The following is a 15,978-nucleotide window of genomic DNA, read 5'->3' on the forward strand; positions in this document are numbered from 1 at the left end:
AACACCCGAATGCGCGACGCGTTCGTGCCACAGCCCGGCGTGTATCACTCGAAGTCAGGACATCGCCTGAACGATCTCCGTCAGCCGTTCGGCGCGTAGGATCCGGATGGATGCCTTGTCGACCGCCACGATGCCGTCCGCCTGGAAGCGCTTCAGCATCATGGTCACCCATTGCCGCGTCGAGCCGATGAGGGCGGCAATCTCGTCATGCGTGATCCGGCGCTCGATCACGCGGGCGCCGGCTTCGTCCCGCCCGTAGAGATCGCCGAGGTTCAGCAGAAGCTGCGCCAGACGCTCGATCACCGAGCGCGTGCCGAGCATCTGCGCCATCGCGGTGTAGCACCGCCCCTTGGCCTCCAGCGCCTCGATCAGGCAGAGGGCAAAGTCCGGCATCTGGCGGATGAGCTGGCGCAGGGTCGCGGCGGAGAGCACGGTGACCGTGCAGGGCTCGATCGCCTCCCCCGACCATTGGTGCACGCCGCCGCCAGTCAGGCTCGGGCCGCCGATGAAGTGGCCGGGCGTCCAGTAGGCCAGCGTGATCTGCCGGCCCGACGGACCGGTGTAGAAGACGCGCACGCGCCCGGTCTCGATCAGGAAGATGCCGCCATGCAGCTCGCCCTGGCGAAAGACGCTCTGGCCAGGTCTGAGCGACAGGGTCCGCCCGGCCGCCCGCAGGCGCGTGATGTCGGCGGGCGGAAGGGCATCCAGGAAGCCGGCGCCCTCATCGAGACCCTCGATGCTCTCGCTCAGGAACAGGGCGCTGACGATCAGCGGCGCGCGCGGCGACGTCGGCAGAGTGGCGAGTGCGGGCGACATTGTCCGACGATCCGGAATCGAGCGGTGGAGCTCACCACTATGCGCGCCGCAACACTTCGAACCATTCCAAACATTCGGTGAAGCAGAGAATTCCGTCTTCTTACCGCCGGTTGAGAGAGACGTATCTTTTACATCGCTCCATCGGCACGATTTCGGTACCCATCTTCGCGCGGCGCGCAATTAATTGCTGTTTTGCAGCGCGGCCGACGGACGAACATCGGCGCCGTTCCGACACCGCCGCGATCCGCCCCGGTGTCTCCCCGATCGACGGAGCCGCCCGCGTGATCCTCCTTCGCCGCCTCGCCGCTGCCCTCCTGGCCGCCTCCGCCCTCGTAACGGCGGCCTCGGCGGAGACCATCCGCGTCGCCGTGGGCACCCAGGACACCACGATCAACTGCGCGACCGGTGGCCTCCTGATCCGCGAGCTGAAGCTCCTCGAAAAGTTCCTGCCGCATGACGGCAAATACAAAGGCGCCACCTACGATATCCAGTGGCGCAACTTCACCAGCGGCGCGCCGCTCACCAACGAGATGGTCGCCGGCAAGCTCGATCTCGGCGCGATGGCAGATTTCCCGGGCTCACTGAACGGGGCCGCCTTCGCCAAGGCGGGCCGGCGTAGCCTGTTCCTGAGCGTGCTGTCGGGCAGCATCAAGGGCAGCGGCAACGGCATCGTGGTGCCGAAGGCCTCGCCGGTTGAGTCCTTCGCGGAGCTGAAGGGCAAGACCATCTCGGTACCCTTCGCGTCGACAGCCCACGGCCTGCTGCTGCGTGCCGTCACGGCGCAGGGCTGGGATCCGGAGCGCGACGTCTCCATCATCACCCAGGCGCCGGAGGTGGCGGGCTCCGCGCTCAAAGCCGGCAAGATCGAGGCGCACGCCGACTTCGTGCCCTTCGCCGACCTGTTTCCCTGGCGCGGCATCGCCCGGAAGATCTACGACGGCGCCCAGTCGAACGCGCCGACCTTCCACGGCGCGCTGGTCGATGCGGCCTACGCCGAGCGCTACCCCGAGATCGTCACCGCGTATCTGCGCGCCGCGATCGAGGCGGACCGGCTGATCGCCGCCGAGCCCGAGCGTTACGCCGAGCTGATTGAGCGGGTGACCGGCATCGAGGCGGAGGTCGCCTACCTGTTCCACGGGCCGCTCGGCCTGCAGACCCGCGACATCACCTGGAAGCCCGAGTACCGGCAGGCGCTCAAGACCTCGATCGCCACCCTGACGCTCCTGAAGAAGGCCGATGGCGACCTTGACGTCGACCGCTTCATCGACGACCGCTTTGTGCGCGCGGCCGCCCGGGAAGCCGGGATCGACTACGAGGCGCGCCTCAAGGATTACGCCCAGACGCCGCTCCAGGCCGCCGACGCGGCGACCGGCCAGCCGATCACCGACGTGACGCGCGTCGCCCAGATCTGGGTGAAGGGCGAGGAGAAGGTCCGCCCCTACGCCTCGCCCGAGGGCGCCTTCGCGGCCCTGGCCACCCTCGAACAGGCGGGCGGCAGCGCCCGGGTCGTCTACGCGCAGGACCGGGACAGCGGCATCAAGCTGTTCGCCGCGCAGGCGTGGTACGTGCGCGATGCCGAGCGCCGCTTGAGCGCCTTCCTGCTCAAGGGCGACGCCGAGGCCTTCGCCAAGGTCCAGGGCGGCGAAGTGCTCGATTACGACGCGGCCCGGGCTTCGGTCGCGCGGGTGAGCGCCCGATGAGCGCCGGAGCGCTCGGCGCGCCGGCCCTCGCCGCCGGGCCAACGGCGCCGCCGCGGCGCTGGACGATCCGGCCGCGCCTTTCCCTGCGCCGCCTCGCGACCCGGGCGGCCGCGCTCGGCCTCGGTCTCCTGGCCTGGCACCTTGCCACGCGGCTCAAACTCGATTTCGGTCCCGTCACGTTCCGCAACGTGCCGACTCCCGCCGAGGTGGCGCGGGCGGCCTGGGCGCTGGCGCAGTCGCCGAAGCTCGGCGCGCATGTCGGTGCGAGTCTCGCGCGAGTGCTCACGGGCTTCCTGGCGGCGCTCGCAGCCGGAATCGCGATCGGGCTCGCCATCGGCCGCTCGCGGCTGGCGGGCGACCTGCTGCTGCCGCCGCTGGAGGTGCTGCGGCCGATCCCGGCCGTGGCCTGGATCCCGCTCGCGATCCTGATGTTCCCGTCCTCGGAAGCCTCGATGGTGTTCATCACCTTCACGGGCGCCCTGTTCCCGATCCTGCTGAACACCGTCCACGGGGCCGAGGCCGCGAGCCCGCGCCTCGTCGCCTCCGCCCGCAGCCTCGGCGCGGGCCGGGCCGCGATCCTGCGCGAGGTGGTGATCCCGGCCGCCCTGCCCAGCATCGTCACCGGGGCGGCGATCGGCATGGGCACGGCGTGGTTCTGCCTCGTCACCGCCGAGATGATCTCCGGCCAATATGGGATCGGCTACTTCACCTGGGAATCCTACACCCTGCAGAACTACGACGCGATCGTCGTCGGCATGCTGCTGATCGGGCTGCTCGGCATGGGATCGAGCCTCGCCGTGCGCGGCCTCGGCCGGCTTGCCATGCCGTGGACCCCGGGAGGCCGACCGTGAGCGCCGCGCCGATCCCGTCCGCCGGCCGCATCGAGATCGCCGAGGCCGCGATCCGCCTCGGCACCGGCGCCGCCGCCTTCGAGGTGGTGCGCGAGATCGACCTCGCCATCCCGCCACGCCAGTTCGTCTGCCTGCTCGGCCCCTCGGGCTGCGGGAAATCGACCCTGCTCGGCGCGCTGGCTGGTCATCTCGGCCTCGCCCGCGGCCGCATCGCCCTCGACGGTCAGCCCGTGGCGGGTCCCGACCCGGAGCGCGGCATCGTCTTCCAACAGCACACCCTGCTGCCCTGGCGGCGCGTGATCGACAACGTTGCCTTCGGCCCGAAGATGCGCGGCATCGCGAAGCCTGAGCGGCTGGCGCTGGCCCGCGAGTTCCTGGCCCTGGTGGGGCTTGCCGACAGCGCCGAGCTCTACCCGCCCGAGCTGTCAGGCGGTATGCAGCAGCGGGTCGAGATCGCCCGGGTGCTGATCAACCGGCCGCGGATCCTGCTGATGGACGAGCCGTTCGGGGCGCTGGACGCCCAGACCCGGCTGATGATGCAGGAACTGCTGCTCGACATCTGGACGCGCCTGCCGACCACCGTGGTCTTCGTGACCCACGATATCGACGAGGCTTTGTTTCTCGGCGACCGGGTCTTGGTCATGTCGGCCCGTCCCGGGCGGATCCTGGAGGACATCCCACTGGCCTTTCCGCGTCCGCGCGGGCGCGACTTGGTCACCGATCCCGATTTCGTGGCGCTGAAGCGCCGCTGCCTCGACCTGCTGCGCCCGCGGGATGGAAAGCCGCCGCTGCCGCGCCTGACCCCGCTCGGGTTGCCGCTGCCGGGGGCGGCGTGAGCGACGAAATCCGCAGGGCCTCGACCGAGCGACCGGCAAGGAATTGCTATCACGCGGCAGCCGCCCGGTCTCCTATCGGCCGATGACCGATCCAGCCATGCGCCTCCCCGCCGAACCGCCCTTCGATCCCGACGCGATCCCAAGCACGATCGTGCTCGCGGCCGGCGGCCGGGCTCTGCGCCTGACCTGGGCGGGCGGCAGCGCCGCGACCCTCGGCGCGGAGGCCCTGCGCCTCGGCTGCCGCTGCGCCTGGTGCACCCGCGACCGGATCCAGGGCCGCTTCCCGGCCGGGTTCGAGGCCGTCACGGTTACCCAGGTGGCGCCGTTGGGCGGGTACGCCCTCCATCTCGGCTTCTCTGACGGGCACGCCCGCGGGATCTACCCCTTCGCCTACCTGCGCGACCTCGCCCGTGAAGCACGGGCGACCGAGCCGACGCCCCGGGCGGCCTGAGCCCGACCTTCCCCATCCCGCACGAGGGCCCGTATGAGCGCGACCGAACCCAGATCTGAGATCATCGAAGCCGACATCCTGGTGATCGGCGGCGGCACCGGCGGACCGATGGCCGCCATCAAGGCCAAGGAGGCCGACCCGAAACTCCGCGTCATCCTGATGGAGAAGGCGAACGTGAAGCGCTCGGGCGCGATCAGCATGGGCATGGACGGGCTGAACAACGCCGTCGTGCCGGGTTACGCCACGCCCGAGCAGTACGTGAAGGAGATCACGGTCGCCAACGACGGCATCGTGAACCAGCGCGCCGTGATGGCCTACGCGCAGGGCTCCTTCCCGATGATCCAGTATCTCGACCGGCTCGGCGTGAAGTTCGAGAAGGACGGCTCGGGCGAATACAACATGCGCAAGGTCCACCACATGGGGACCTACGTGCTGCCGATGCCCGAGGGGCACAACGTCAAGAAGGTGCTCTACCGGCAGCTCCGCCGCCTGCAGGTCGGCGTGACCAACCGCTACATGGCGACTCGCCTGCTCAAGGGTTCGGACGGGCGGATCGCGGGCGCGGTCGGGGTCAACACCCGCACGTCCGAGTTCCTGGTGGTGAAGGCCAAGGCGGTGATCCTCGCCTGCGGCGCGGCCGGGCGGCTCGGCCTGCCCGCCTCGGGCTACCTGTTCGGCACCTACGAGAATGCGGCCAATTCCGGCGACGGCTACGCGATGGCCTATCATGCGGCCGCCGAACTCGCGAACCTCGAATGCTACCAGATCAACCCGCTGATCAAGGACTATAACGGGCCGTCCTGCGCCTATGTCACCGGTCCGTTCGGCGGATACACGGCCAACAACAAGGGGCAGCGCTTCATCGAGTGCGATTACTGGTCGGGCCAGATGATGCTGGAGTTCTGGCGCGAGTTGCAGAGCGGCAACGGCCCGGTCTTCCTGAAGATGGACCATCTGCGTGAGGAGACGATCGCCGAGATCGAGACGATCCTCCACACCAACGAGCGGCCCTCGCGCGGGCGCTTCCACGAGCGGCGCGGCACCAACTACCGCCGGCGCCCCGTGGAGATGCACATCTCCGAGATCGGCTTCTGCGCGGGCCACTCGGCCTCGGGCGTGTTCGTCGACGAGCATGCCCGCACCACGGTACCCGGCCTCTACGCGGTCGGCGACATGGCGAGCGTGCCGCACAATTACATGCTCGGCGCCTTCGTGAACGGCGGTATCGCAGGGGCCGACGCGGCGGCCTATTGCGCCGCCACAAGCCTCGCCGATTACGATGACGGCGATCTCCGCGCCGAGCAGGACCGCGTGCTCGCCCCGACCCGGCGCGCCGACGGCCTCACGCCGCACGAGATGGAATTCAAGACGCGCCGTCTCGTCAACGACTATCTCGAGCCGCCGAAGGTGACGGCGAAGATGGAGATCGGCCAGCGCCGCTTCGCCGAGATCCGCGAGGATCTCGACCATCTCTGCGCCCGCGACCCGCACGAGCTGCTGCGCGCCCTGGAGATGCAGACCATCCTCGATTGTGCCGACATGGCGGCGGCGGCCTCCCTCTACCGCACCGAAAGCCGCTGGGGCTTCTACCACCAGCGCGTCGATCACCCCGAGACCGACGACGCGAACTGGAACTGCCACACCGTCCTGTTCAAGGACGCGCAGGGCCGGATGGCTCACGCCAAGCGCGCCGTCGATCCCTTCATCGTGCCCGTCGCCGAGGCGGAGATGGGCGCCTACCATCAGCTCCGCATCCGGGCGGCGGCCGCGTGAGCGGCGCGACCATCGGGAGAGTGCATCATGCCGATCATCACCCAGGCCAAGAGCGCCGCCGTCGTCATCGATGACGACAAGTGCATCGCCGAGAAAGGCTGCCGCGTCTGCGTCGACGTCTGCCCCCTCGACATCCTCGCGATCGACGAGACCCGACAGAAGGCCTACATGAAATACGATGAATGCTGGTACTGCATGCCGTGTGAAGTCGATTGCCCGACCAACGCAGTGAAGGTCAATATTCCTTACCTTCTGCGGTGAGCGTCATGCCGATTTTCGACAGATTCGAGGACGACCTTGACGATCTCGCGGAGCGCTGCGCCAATCCCGATCCGGGCATCCGCCGGGTGGCGATGATGGAGTTGGCCGAGGCGGTCGGACCGGACGCCACGGTGCTGCTGCTGAAGGGGCTCGGCGACGACGACGCGGCGGTGCGCGCCGCGGCCGCCAAGGCCCTCGACGAGCATGACGGCGCGGACGTGGTCGCGGGGCTGGTGCAGGCGCTGGAGGATGCCGATGCCGCGGTCCGGCAGAGGGCCGCCGACACGCTCGCCGAGAAGAAGGAGCCCGGCTGCGGCCCGCTCCTCATCGCGCGTGCAGCCCATGCCGATCCCTTCGTCCAGGCGGCGGCCCTGCGGGCCCTGCGCGAGTTGGTCCTCCCGGACGCCCTCGCGGCGGCGCTGGACGCCTTGCGCAGCCCTGTGCCCGAGGTGCGGCGCGAGGCCCTCGGGGTGATCGGCTATCTCAAGGCCGAGTCGGCGCTGCCCGCCCTGATCGCCACCGCGAAGGATGTCGATCCGAGCGTGCGTCGGGCCACGATGGCGGCCCTCGTGTTCCTACGCCCGGGCAGTCCCGGTGTCGCGACCCTGGTCGCCGGGCTCAGGGACGAGGACTGGCAGGTTCGCGAGGAGGCCGCGATCTCGGCCGGCAAGATCCGCCTGCCAGAGGCGGTAGAGCTTCTGATCGCCTGCATGGACGATCCGGTCTGGCAGCTTCGGATCAAGGCCGCCAACGCGCTCGGCCGCATCAAGGCCGCGGACGCCGTCCCCGTCCTCGGCCACGCCCTCCGCTCGGAGATTGGCAACCTCCGTAAGGAAGCGGCGGCGGCCCTGGGCGAGATCGCCGATCCGCGCGCGCTGCCGGTCCTCAAGGCAAATCACGACGACCCCGACCCGGACGTGCGCAAGCTCGTTCGCTGGGCGATCGGCCGCTGCGGCGGATGACGCGTGATGAGCGCCGGACGCGCCGCCGCGTGCGGCACCGGCCCCTGTTGGCGCGTGTCCCTACACTTGAGATCCCGTCTCACGACGCGCGGCCGCCGCCCCTGCCATCACGCCGCGGATCTCGGCGAGCCCGCGCAGGCGGCCGATCAGGGAATAGCCCGGATTGATCCGCTCCTTGTCGAGATCGTCCGCAATCCGGTGGCCGTGGTCCGGACGGAACGGGATCTGCCAATCCGCGCGGCCCTCGGCGCGCCGACGCTCTTGCTCCTCCAACAGCGCGATGACGATCCGTGGCATGTCGGCCGAGCCGCCAAGGTGGTCGGCCTCGTGGAACGAGCTGTCCGGCTCCCGCGTGACGTTGCGCAGATGCGCGAAATGGATTCGCGGGCCGAATTCCCGCACCATCGCCAGGAGGTCGTTCTCGGCCCGGGTGCCGTAGGAGCCGGTGCAGAAGGTGATGCCGTTGGCCGGCGAATCGACCGCCGCGAGGATCCGGCGGACATCCGTGGCGGTCGAGACGATGCGGGGCAGGCCGAACAGCGGGAAGGCCGGATCGTCCGGATGGATGCACAGGCGCAGGCCATGCTCCTCGGCGACCGGCACGATGTCCCGGAGGAAGGCCGCGAGGTGGCCGTGCAGCACCGCCGCGCTGATGCCCTGGTACTCGGAGAGCGCCGCCAGGAAGCCGGCGCGGTCGAAATGGCGCTCGGCGGCGGGCAGGCCGGCGATGAGCGTGCGCTCGATCCGCTCCATCCCGTCCGTGCCCTGCAGGGCGAGCCGGGCCTCGGCCTCGGCGAGGCGCGCGGCCGGGTAATCGTCCTGCGCCCCCGGGCGCTTCAGCACGAACACGTCGTAGGCGGCGAAATCCACGGCGTCGAAGCGCAGCGCCAGGGCTCCGCTCGGCATCGGGTGGCGCAATTCGGTCCGGGTCCAGTCGACCACCGGCATGAAGTTGTAGCAGACCGTCCGCACGCCGATCCGGGCGAGCGCGCGCAGGCTGTCCTGGTACCAGCCGACATAGCGGGCGCGCTCCGCGCTGCCGGTCTTGATGGCGTTGTGGACGGGGATGCTCTCGACCACCGCCCAGTGCAGGCCCGCCGCCTCGATCAGGCGTTTCCGGGCGACGAGGTCCGCCTCCGGCCATGGGCGCCCATCGTAGATCTCGTGAAGCGCCGTGACGATGCCGGCCGCCCCGGCTTGGCGGATATGCGCGAGCGGCACCGAATCGTCCGGACCGAACCAGCGGAAGCATTCCGTCATGGGCGGCATGATGGGCTGCATGGGCGCTCCTCGGGCGTCTGACGCGCCGTCGTATTTGTTGGACCAGATAACCGTAGGTCTCGATCATGCTGTGGCGAAAGGCAAGGCGCTATGACCCGGACAGGATTTTTTTCGATAACGTCTCGCACGGCGATTGACCGAATCAGCACTCTGGTCCAACAAATCTAAAAACAGGGATAGAACGTTCGCCATGTCGGGCCGTACCGGCTTCCGTGCCGCCGTCGAACCGCTGAAGATCTCCGCCGTCGATCGTTTGGTCGACGAGATCCGCGCCTTCGTGGCCGAGCAGGGGCTTCAGGTCGGCGACGCACTCCCGACTGAACGCGAACTCGGCGAGCGCTTCCAGGCCTCACGCAACACGGTGCGCGAAGCACTGGTGATCCTGCGGGCCTACGGGCTCGTCGAGACCCGGCCGAAGGCCGGCGCGGTGATCGCCGGGGATCATGCCGAGGCGGTGCGGCGCGTCTTTGCCTTCCACAACGGCGTCTCGCCGGACAGCTTCCGCGATCTTCAGGGCTTCCGCCGGATCGTCGAAACCGGGGTCGGCGAGCACATCATCCTGCACGCCACCGGGGCCGATTTCGACCGGCTGGACGCGGTGAACGATGAGCTCCTCGCCGCCGACGGCGTGGAGGAACTGGCGCTGGCCGATTACCGGTTCCACGAGGCGCTCGTCGCCCTGGGGGGCAACCGGACCGCACTGGCGACCTACCGGCTGATGCGGCCGGTGATCGTCGATCTCATGCATGTCGGAAAGGCGGCGCGCCCCGCCCGCGCCGAGACGCACGAGACCCATGGCCGGATCGCGGCGGCCCTGCGCGCCCGGGATCGCATCGCCTTCGCCTACCTGCTGAGCCGTCACCTCGATTACGGCCTGCAATTCGTCACCGGTTCCGGTCCGGGCGCCCCTCGGGGGGATCCAGGCGACGGATAGGCGCGGATAGCGCCCAAAAACTTATCCCGGGGGCCGGGAGGGCAAACCCAACACGACGCAAAAAAATACAATGGGGGGACTTCATGCGTATCCGTCGACGCCACGCCATGCCGCTGGCGCTTGCCCTGATCGGCGTCCTCGCCTTCGGCTCACCGGCGCGCCCGGCCGAGCGGACCGTGGCGGGGGTCGTCCTGCAGCAGGACCAGTTCTTCCGCACCATCCAGCTCGGCATGCAGGCGGGTGCCAAGGCGGCGGGGGTCAAGCTGATCGAGGCGAACTCCGACTCGAAGGCCGAGAAGGAAGCGAGCCTGATCGACACCTTCGTGGCCCGGGGCGTGAACGCCATCGTGATCTCGCCTTTGTCGGCGACGGCCTCGGTCCCGGCGCTGAAGCGGGCGGCCGATGCGGGCATCCCGGTCGTCACCTTCAACGCGCCGGTCAATGCCGGCTTCCCGGTTGCCTACCTCAACTCCAGCCAGCGGGCGATCGGCGAGAGCACGGGCCAGGCCGCGGCGGCGTTCATCAAGGCGCGGCTCGGGGGCAAGGCGAAGATCGCCACCCTCGGCTTCAAGGCCCTCCTTCCGGAGATCTCCCGCGACCGGGTTGACGGCTTCATCGCGACCGCGCAGGCGGGTGGCGCGGTCGAGGTCGTGGCCCAGCAGGATGCGTGGCTCGCCGAGAAGGCGGTGGCGGTGGCCACCGACCTCCTCACCGCCAATCCGGGCATCAACGTCCTGTTCGGGGCGAACGAGGGCGGCACGGTCGGCGCCGTCCAGGCGGTGCGCAACGCGGGCCTGTCCGGCAAGGTCTTCGTCTTCGGCACCGACGGCAGCAAGCAGATCGCCCAGTTCCTGCTGGCCAATGACGACGTGCTCCAGGCGGTGACCGCCCAGCAGCCCTTCGAGATGGGCCGCCGCGCCGTCCAGGCGGCGGTCGATCACCTCGACGGGAAGCCCGTGGAGAAGACGACCATCATCCCGGTGGCCGGCCTCAACCGGTCCGACAGGCCCGGGGTCGAGGCGTTCCTGACCCAGCTCAACACCCTGAAGTGATCGGCCACGCCGTGTCCCTGCCGCTCTCCATGAGGCCGGAACCGGAGACGGGCGTCGCCCTGGAATTCCGGGGCGTCACCAAAAGCTTCGGGCCGGTCGTCGCCCTCGACGGCTTCAGCCACCGCTTCGAGCCCGGCCGGGTCCACGCCCTCATGGGGCGAAACGGCTCGGGCAAGTCGACGCTGGTCAAGATGCTGGCAGGCGTCTTCCCTCCCGATGCGGGCGAGATCCGGCTCGGGGACACCCCGTGCCGCTTCGACGGCCCCGCGGACGCGTTCCGGGCCGGCATCGTCACCGTCCACCAGGAATTGTCGCTCGTCCCGAACCTGTCGATCGGCGAGAACATCGTCCTCGGCCGGTTGCCGCAGCGGCGGCGCGCCGGCCTGCGGGTGGTGGACTGGCCGGCTCTGTTCGCCCGGGCGCAGGCCCAGCTGGAGGCGATGGGGCTCGACCTCGATCCCCGGGCCCCGGTGGCGACGCTCTCGGTCGGCCAGCAGCAGGTGGTCGAGATCGTCAAGGCGATGGCGTTCCAGCCCGCGGTTCTGCTCCTCGACGAGCCGACCTCGGCGCTGGCGACCCGGGAGGTGCGCCTGCTGTTCGACCTCGTGCGCCGCCTGAAGGCGAGCGGGGTGACGATGCTGTACATCACCCACCGGATGAGCGAGCTCTTCGAGATCGCCGACACCTGCACGGTGCTGCGCGACGGCGTCCGGATCGGCGCGCTCGACATGGCAACCGCCAGCCATGGCGCAATCGTCGAGATGATGTTCGGCGAGGCCGCCCACGAGGTGCCGCGCCGCCGCTCTCCCGCACGGGGCCGCCCGGTGCTCTCGGTGCGCGGCTTGAACCGGGCCGGCGCCTTCCACGACATCGGGTTCGACCTGCACGCGGGCGAGGTGCTGGGCATCGCGGGACTCCTCGGCTCGGGCCGGACCGAGGTGCTGCGCGCGATCGTGGGGGCGGACCGCGCCGAGTCCGGTTCGGTCCGCCTGCACGGTCGGGAGATGTTCGGCGCCCGCCCCCGCGACCTGCGGGCGGCTGGCCTCGGCTACGCCCCGGAGAACCGCAAGGAGGCCGGGCTCGTCCAGAGCCTGTCCACCGCCGACAACATCTGCATGGCGGCCGCCGGATCCGTGGCGCGGCGCGGCTTCCTCACCCGGGCGATGGAGCGGCCCCTGGTCCGGGAGCAGATCGACGACCTGCGCATCAAGGCCGGCGACCCGGAGCTGCCGGTCTCCGCGCTCTCGGGCGGCAACCAGCAGAAGGTGGTCATCGGCAAGTGGATGGCCACCGCCCCCACGGTGATGCTGTTCGACGAGCCGAGCCGCGGCGTCGATATCCGGGCCAAGCGGCAGATCTTCGAGATCATCTGGCGCAAGGCCGAATCCGGCTTGGCGGCCCTGTTCGTGTCCTCCGAGCTGGAGGAGGTGCTCGAAGTCGCCGACCGGGTGCTGGTGATGCGCCACGGCCGAATCGTCGCCGAGGTCGATCCGGCCGCCACCACCCTGACCGAACTCTACGGGCTCTGCATGGAGGGCACGCGCGCATGAACACGCACGTGATGGGTACGCAAGCGTTCTCCGCCGAAATGGACGCCGGTTCGGCGCAAGGGAGCGGGTCGACACAAGGCGCCAAGTCCGAGCGCAAAGCGATCGGGCACGGCTCCAAGCCGCCGCGCCGCGGGTTGCCGCGCGCCGTCCGGGCCTACACGATGGAGCTGATCCTTCTCGCCCTGACGGTGTTCCTGGTGGTCGCGGCGCCGGGCTTCGCCTCGCTCGGCAACATCCTCAACGTGCTCCGCACCGTCGCGATGCTGGGCATCATCGCCTTCGGCATGACGGCGGTGATCGTCGCGGGCGAGATCGACCTGTCGGTGGGGGCCGGCGTCGCCCTGGCGGGCAGCATCGTGGCGTGGTTCGCCGACGCACTCGGCGACATCCTCGGCCCCTGGCCGGCGACCGGCCTCGGGTTCCTCACGGCCGCCGGCCTCGGCTTCGGTCTTGGCGTGATGACCGGCAAGTGCCGGCAATACTTCAACGTGCCGACCTTCATCAGCACGCTGGCGCTGTTCACGGCCCTGCGTGGGGCGGCCAACCTCATCACCGGCGGCTTCCCGCTGGCCTCCTTCCCCCCGGGCTTCGGAATCCTGGGCGGCGGCTATCTCCTCGGCATCCCGGTGCCGGTCTACGTCTTCGCCGCGACCTTCGCGGCCCTGCACATCCTGATGAACCACACGCCCTTCGGCCGGGCCGTCTATGCGGTCGGCGGCAACATGGAGGCGGCCCGGCTCTCGGGGATCGACGTGTGGCGGGTGAAGGCGCTGACCCTCGGCCTCACGGGCCTGCTCACCGCGGTCTCGGGGACGCTCTACGCCTCGCAGATCGGGGCCGGCACCGGCACCACCGCCACGGGCCTCGAACTCGACGTGATCGCGGCCGTCATCATCGGCGGCACGTCCCTCTCGGGGGGAAAGGGCCAGATCTGGGGAACGCTCGTCGGCGTCGTCTTTCTCGGCTGCATCGCCAACGGCATGACGCTGATGAACGTCTCCGAATACTGGCAGTACGTCGTGCGCGGCGCGATCATCTTCGGCGCCGTACTGCTCAACCAGACCTTGGAGCGGGTGCGCTGACATGACCGGACACACCTCTAACAGCCCGAACGACTTCACGGGCAAGGACTTTGCGGGCAAGATCGCCCTGGTCACCGGCACGACCGGAATCGGCCGCGCCACCACCCTGCGGCTCGCCGAGGGCGGCGCCCGGGTGCTCGCCTGCGGCATCGACCCCGAGGCCAATGCTGCCCTCGACGCGGTCGCCGCCGAGCGGGGCTTGAGCCTCGCCGCGCACCTCACCGACGTGGCCGATGCCGCGGCAGTCTCGGCGGCGGTGGCCGCGTGCGTGGCGCGCCACGGCGGCCTCGACGTCATCGTCAACGCCGCCGCGGTCCATCCCTACGGCACGGTGCTCGACACCGATCCCGAGACCTGGGCCCGCTGCATGGCGGTCAATGTCGGCGCAATCCACCTGACCGCGCGCTACGGGATCCCCGAGATGGTCAAGCGCGGCGGCGGGGCGATCGTCAACCTCTCCTCGGCGCAGGGCCATGCCTGCCAACAAGGGGTGGCCGCCTACGTGGCCAGCAAGGGCGCGATCCACGCCCTGACCCGCGCCATGGCGCTGGACCACGCCGCGGCCGGCATCCGGGTGAACTCGGTCTCGCCGGGCTCGGTGCGCACGCCGATCCTCGCGCTGTCCGCCCGCATGCTCGGCGCGGGCCTGCCGGAAGATGAGGTGTTCGCCCGCTTCGGCGCCGCCCACCCGATCGGGCGGATCGGCGAGCCGGAGGAGATCGCCGAGCTGATCGCCTTCCTGGCCTCCGACCGGGCCGGCTTCATCACCGGCGCCGATCACCGGATCGATGGCGGCCTGACCGCCGGCCTCGGCGTGAAGTGAGGCGCCGATGACGGCCGCGTCGACCCTGCGCTGCGTCGCCCCCGTCGGCGACCGGTGCGGCGAGGGGCTGGTCTGGTGCGCGCCCGAGGCGGCGCTCTACTGGACCGACATCAACCGCTTCCTGATCCACCGCTACGACGAGGCCTCGGACAGCGTGCGCAGCTGGCTGTTCGACGAGCCGGTGGTCGCCCTGGCGCTCTCGACCGAGCCGGGGCGGCTGCTCGTCGCCCTCGGATCGCGGCTGATCTGGTGGTGGCCCGCGACCGACCGGCGGATCGACCACGGCTTCCGCCTGCCGGGCTGGCCGCGCGTGCGCCTCAACGACGGCCGGGCCGATCCGGCGGGCCATTTCTGGATCGGCTCCATGCGCAACAATGTCGGCCCCGGCGGCGAGCCGGGCGAGGCCGGCGGGACCGACGGCATCCTGGTCCGGATCGCCCCGGACGGCACGGTCACCGAGTGGGCGACGGGTATCGGGATCGCCAACACCCTGTGCTGGAGTCCGGACGCGCGCCGCTTCTACTTCGGCGACACGCTGGCGAACTGCATCTGGTCCTACGACTACGCGGCCGAGGGCCTGTCCAACCGCAGCGTCCACGCGGAAGGCCACGTCCGCGGCCTGCCGGACGGTTCGGCCATCGACGCGGCGGGCGATCTCTGGAACTGCCGTTACGGCGGCGGCTGCATTCTGCGCATCGGGCCCGACGGGCGCCTGCGCGAGACCGTCGACCTGCCGGTGCCCAACATCACCACGGCAACCTTCGGCGGCGCGGATCTGCGCACCCTCTACGTCACCACCGCGAGCGGCGGGGCGCCGGGGGGCCACCGTCTGGCGGGGAGCCTGTTCGCCCTGCGCAGCGCCGTGCCGGGCCTGCCCGAGAACCGCGTGCGGATCGCCTGACATGGCGATCCTCCGCAGGGCGCTAGCCTGGGATTACGGCGTCCTGGCGGTGCAGTCGCTCGGCGGTATGCTTGGCCCGGTGCTGTTCCCGCTCCCGGACGGGCGGACCGTGTCGCCGCTGCAGGTGGCGCCCTGGGCCAACGAGCCGGGCGCCGAGGCCCTGCCGCCGATCCTGCGAGCCCTGCGCGGCGAGTGGTCCTGCGTGCCGTTCGGCTTCGATGCCGAGCGCGCCCTCACGCCGGGCTGGCAGATCGCGGGCGAAAGCTTCGCCGGCGCCGAGGTTCCGCACGGCCACGGCGCGAACGCCCGCTGGACCTTCCTGGACGGACCGTCCGACAGACTGATCCTCGAATGCTTGTATCCGGCGGATCATCCGGTCCGCGGCCTGCGCCGCACGATCCGCCCCGACCCAAAGGCGCCTGCGATCGACCTGACTCTGGAGATCTCGGTGCGGCGGCCCTGCCGGCTGTCGGAGCGGCCGGGATCCGTTGTCCTCGAGCCCGGGCCCTTCCGCGCGGCCCACAGCTTCCCCGGTACGCTGGAGCCCGGCGCAGCCCTGTTCACCGAGAACGCGACGTTCACCGCGCTTGACGCGGCTCCGGCGCGAGGCGGCGGCACCCTGGATATTTCAGCCCTGCCACTCCAATCCCGTACCGTCTGAAGCCCAACCCTGCCGAGAGCGGCGGCGGCCGAGCGTGAACTGCC

16 protein-coding genes are annotated in these 15,978 nt (G+C 70.3%); 14 read left to right on the forward strand and 2 right to left on the reverse strand.

The genetic code is table 11. From position 1 onward, the window contains the following. Positions 1-54 precede the first annotated feature (54 nt). A complete protein-coding gene (locus FVE89_RS10125; RefSeq protein ID WP_160533911.1) occupies positions 55-816 on the reverse strand; it encodes a Crp/Fnr family transcriptional regulator in 762 nt (253 codons plus the stop codon). 281 nt (positions 817-1,097) lie between these two features. Here FVE89_RS10125 and FVE89_RS10130 point away from each other — a divergent pair, with 281 nt between their 5' ends. The 7 genes from FVE89_RS10130 to FVE89_RS10160 all read left to right on the forward strand — a co-directional run bounded on the left by FVE89_RS10130 (position 1,098) and on the right by FVE89_RS10160 (position 7,650). After that, entirely contained in the window at positions 1,098-2,516 is a 1,419-nt protein-coding gene (locus FVE89_RS10130; protein ID WP_160533912.1) for an ABC transporter substrate-binding protein, read from the forward strand. Beyond that, a complete protein-coding gene (locus FVE89_RS10135) occupies positions 2,513-3,367 on the forward strand; it encodes an ABC transporter permease (RefSeq protein ID WP_160533913.1) in 855 nt (284 codons plus the stop codon). Before FVE89_RS10130 ends, FVE89_RS10135 begins: the two co-directional genes overlap by 4 nt. After that, the gene (locus tag FVE89_RS10140) at positions 3,364-4,203 is read left to right on the forward strand and encodes an ABC transporter ATP-binding protein (protein ID WP_160533914.1); all 840 of its coding nucleotides are present in this window, start codon (positions 3,364-3,366) and stop codon (positions 4,201-4,203) included. The genes FVE89_RS10135 and FVE89_RS10140 overlap by 4 nt, the downstream gene beginning before the upstream one ends. 97 nt (positions 4,204-4,300) lie before the next feature. Further along, a complete protein-coding gene (locus tag FVE89_RS10145) occupies positions 4,301-4,654 on the forward strand; it encodes a DUF971 domain-containing protein (protein ID WP_160533915.1) in 354 nt (117 codons plus the stop codon). A 33-nt stretch (positions 4,655-4,687) separates the two neighbouring features. Beyond that, positions 4,688-6,427, forward strand: coding sequence for a fumarate reductase/succinate dehydrogenase flavoprotein subunit (locus FVE89_RS10150; RefSeq protein ID WP_160533916.1), 1,740 nt, complete (start codon positions 4,688-4,690; stop codon positions 6,425-6,427). A 27-nt stretch (positions 6,428-6,454) separates the two neighbouring features. After that, positions 6,455-6,688: a 4Fe-4S dicluster domain-containing protein gene (locus FVE89_RS10155; protein WP_015952121.1), complete on the forward strand. Its 234-nt coding sequence runs from the start codon at positions 6,455-6,457 to the stop codon at positions 6,686-6,688. A 5-nt stretch (positions 6,689-6,693) separates the two neighbouring features. Further along, positions 6,694-7,650: a HEAT repeat domain-containing protein gene (locus FVE89_RS10160; RefSeq protein WP_160533917.1), complete on the forward strand. Its 957-nt coding sequence runs from the start codon at positions 6,694-6,696 to the stop codon at positions 7,648-7,650. Between the two features lie 60 nt (positions 7,651-7,710). Here the strand turns inward: FVE89_RS10160 and uxuA are convergent, their stop codons facing one another. Continuing rightward, positions 7,711-8,910 (reverse strand): mannonate dehydratase, encoded by a 1,200-nt coding sequence (gene uxuA / locus FVE89_RS10165; RefSeq protein WP_160534054.1) that lies wholly within the window; start codon positions 8,908-8,910, stop codon positions 7,711-7,713. 211 nt (positions 8,911-9,121) lie between these two features. On the opposite strand from uxuA, the gene FVE89_RS10170 reads away from it, so the two are divergent. The 7 genes from FVE89_RS10170 to FVE89_RS10200 all read left to right on the forward strand — a co-directional run bounded on the left by FVE89_RS10170 (position 9,122) and on the right by FVE89_RS10200 (position 15,934). Beyond that, positions 9,122-9,865, forward strand: coding sequence for an FCD domain-containing protein (locus tag FVE89_RS10170; protein WP_160533918.1), 744 nt, complete (start codon positions 9,122-9,124; stop codon positions 9,863-9,865). Positions 9,866-9,948: 83 nt separating this feature from the next. Beyond that, a complete protein-coding gene (locus FVE89_RS10175) occupies positions 9,949-10,917 on the forward strand; it encodes a substrate-binding domain-containing protein (RefSeq protein WP_160533919.1) in 969 nt (322 codons plus the stop codon). An 11-nt stretch (positions 10,918-10,928) separates the two neighbouring features. Beyond that, on the forward strand, positions 10,929-12,467 hold the full coding sequence (locus FVE89_RS10180; RefSeq protein ID WP_348644681.1) for a sugar ABC transporter ATP-binding protein: 1,539 nt from the start codon (positions 10,929-10,931) through the stop codon (positions 12,465-12,467). Beyond that, complete coding sequence (locus FVE89_RS10185) at positions 12,464-13,549, forward strand: ABC transporter permease (RefSeq protein ID WP_160533920.1); 1,086 nt, start codon at positions 12,464-12,466, stop codon at positions 13,547-13,549. Before FVE89_RS10180 ends, FVE89_RS10185 begins: the two co-directional genes overlap by 4 nt. A gap of 1 nt (position 13,550) precedes the next feature. Continuing rightward, positions 13,551-14,372, forward strand: coding sequence for an SDR family oxidoreductase (locus FVE89_RS10190; protein ID WP_160533921.1), 822 nt, complete (start codon positions 13,551-13,553; stop codon positions 14,370-14,372). Between the two features lie 7 nt (positions 14,373-14,379). Further along, a complete protein-coding gene (locus FVE89_RS10195) occupies positions 14,380-15,273 on the forward strand; it encodes an SMP-30/gluconolactonase/LRE family protein (protein WP_160533922.1) in 894 nt (297 codons plus the stop codon). Position 15,274: 1 nt separating this feature from the next. Next, a complete protein-coding gene (locus tag FVE89_RS10200) occupies positions 15,275-15,934 on the forward strand; it encodes a hypothetical protein (RefSeq protein WP_160533923.1) in 660 nt (219 codons plus the stop codon). Positions 15,935-15,978 lie beyond the last annotated feature (44 nt).

The sequence above is a fragment of the Methylobacterium sp. 2A genome (genome assembly GCF_009806555.1).
Lineage (GTDB): Bacteria > Pseudomonadota > Alphaproteobacteria > Rhizobiales > Beijerinckiaceae > Methylobacterium.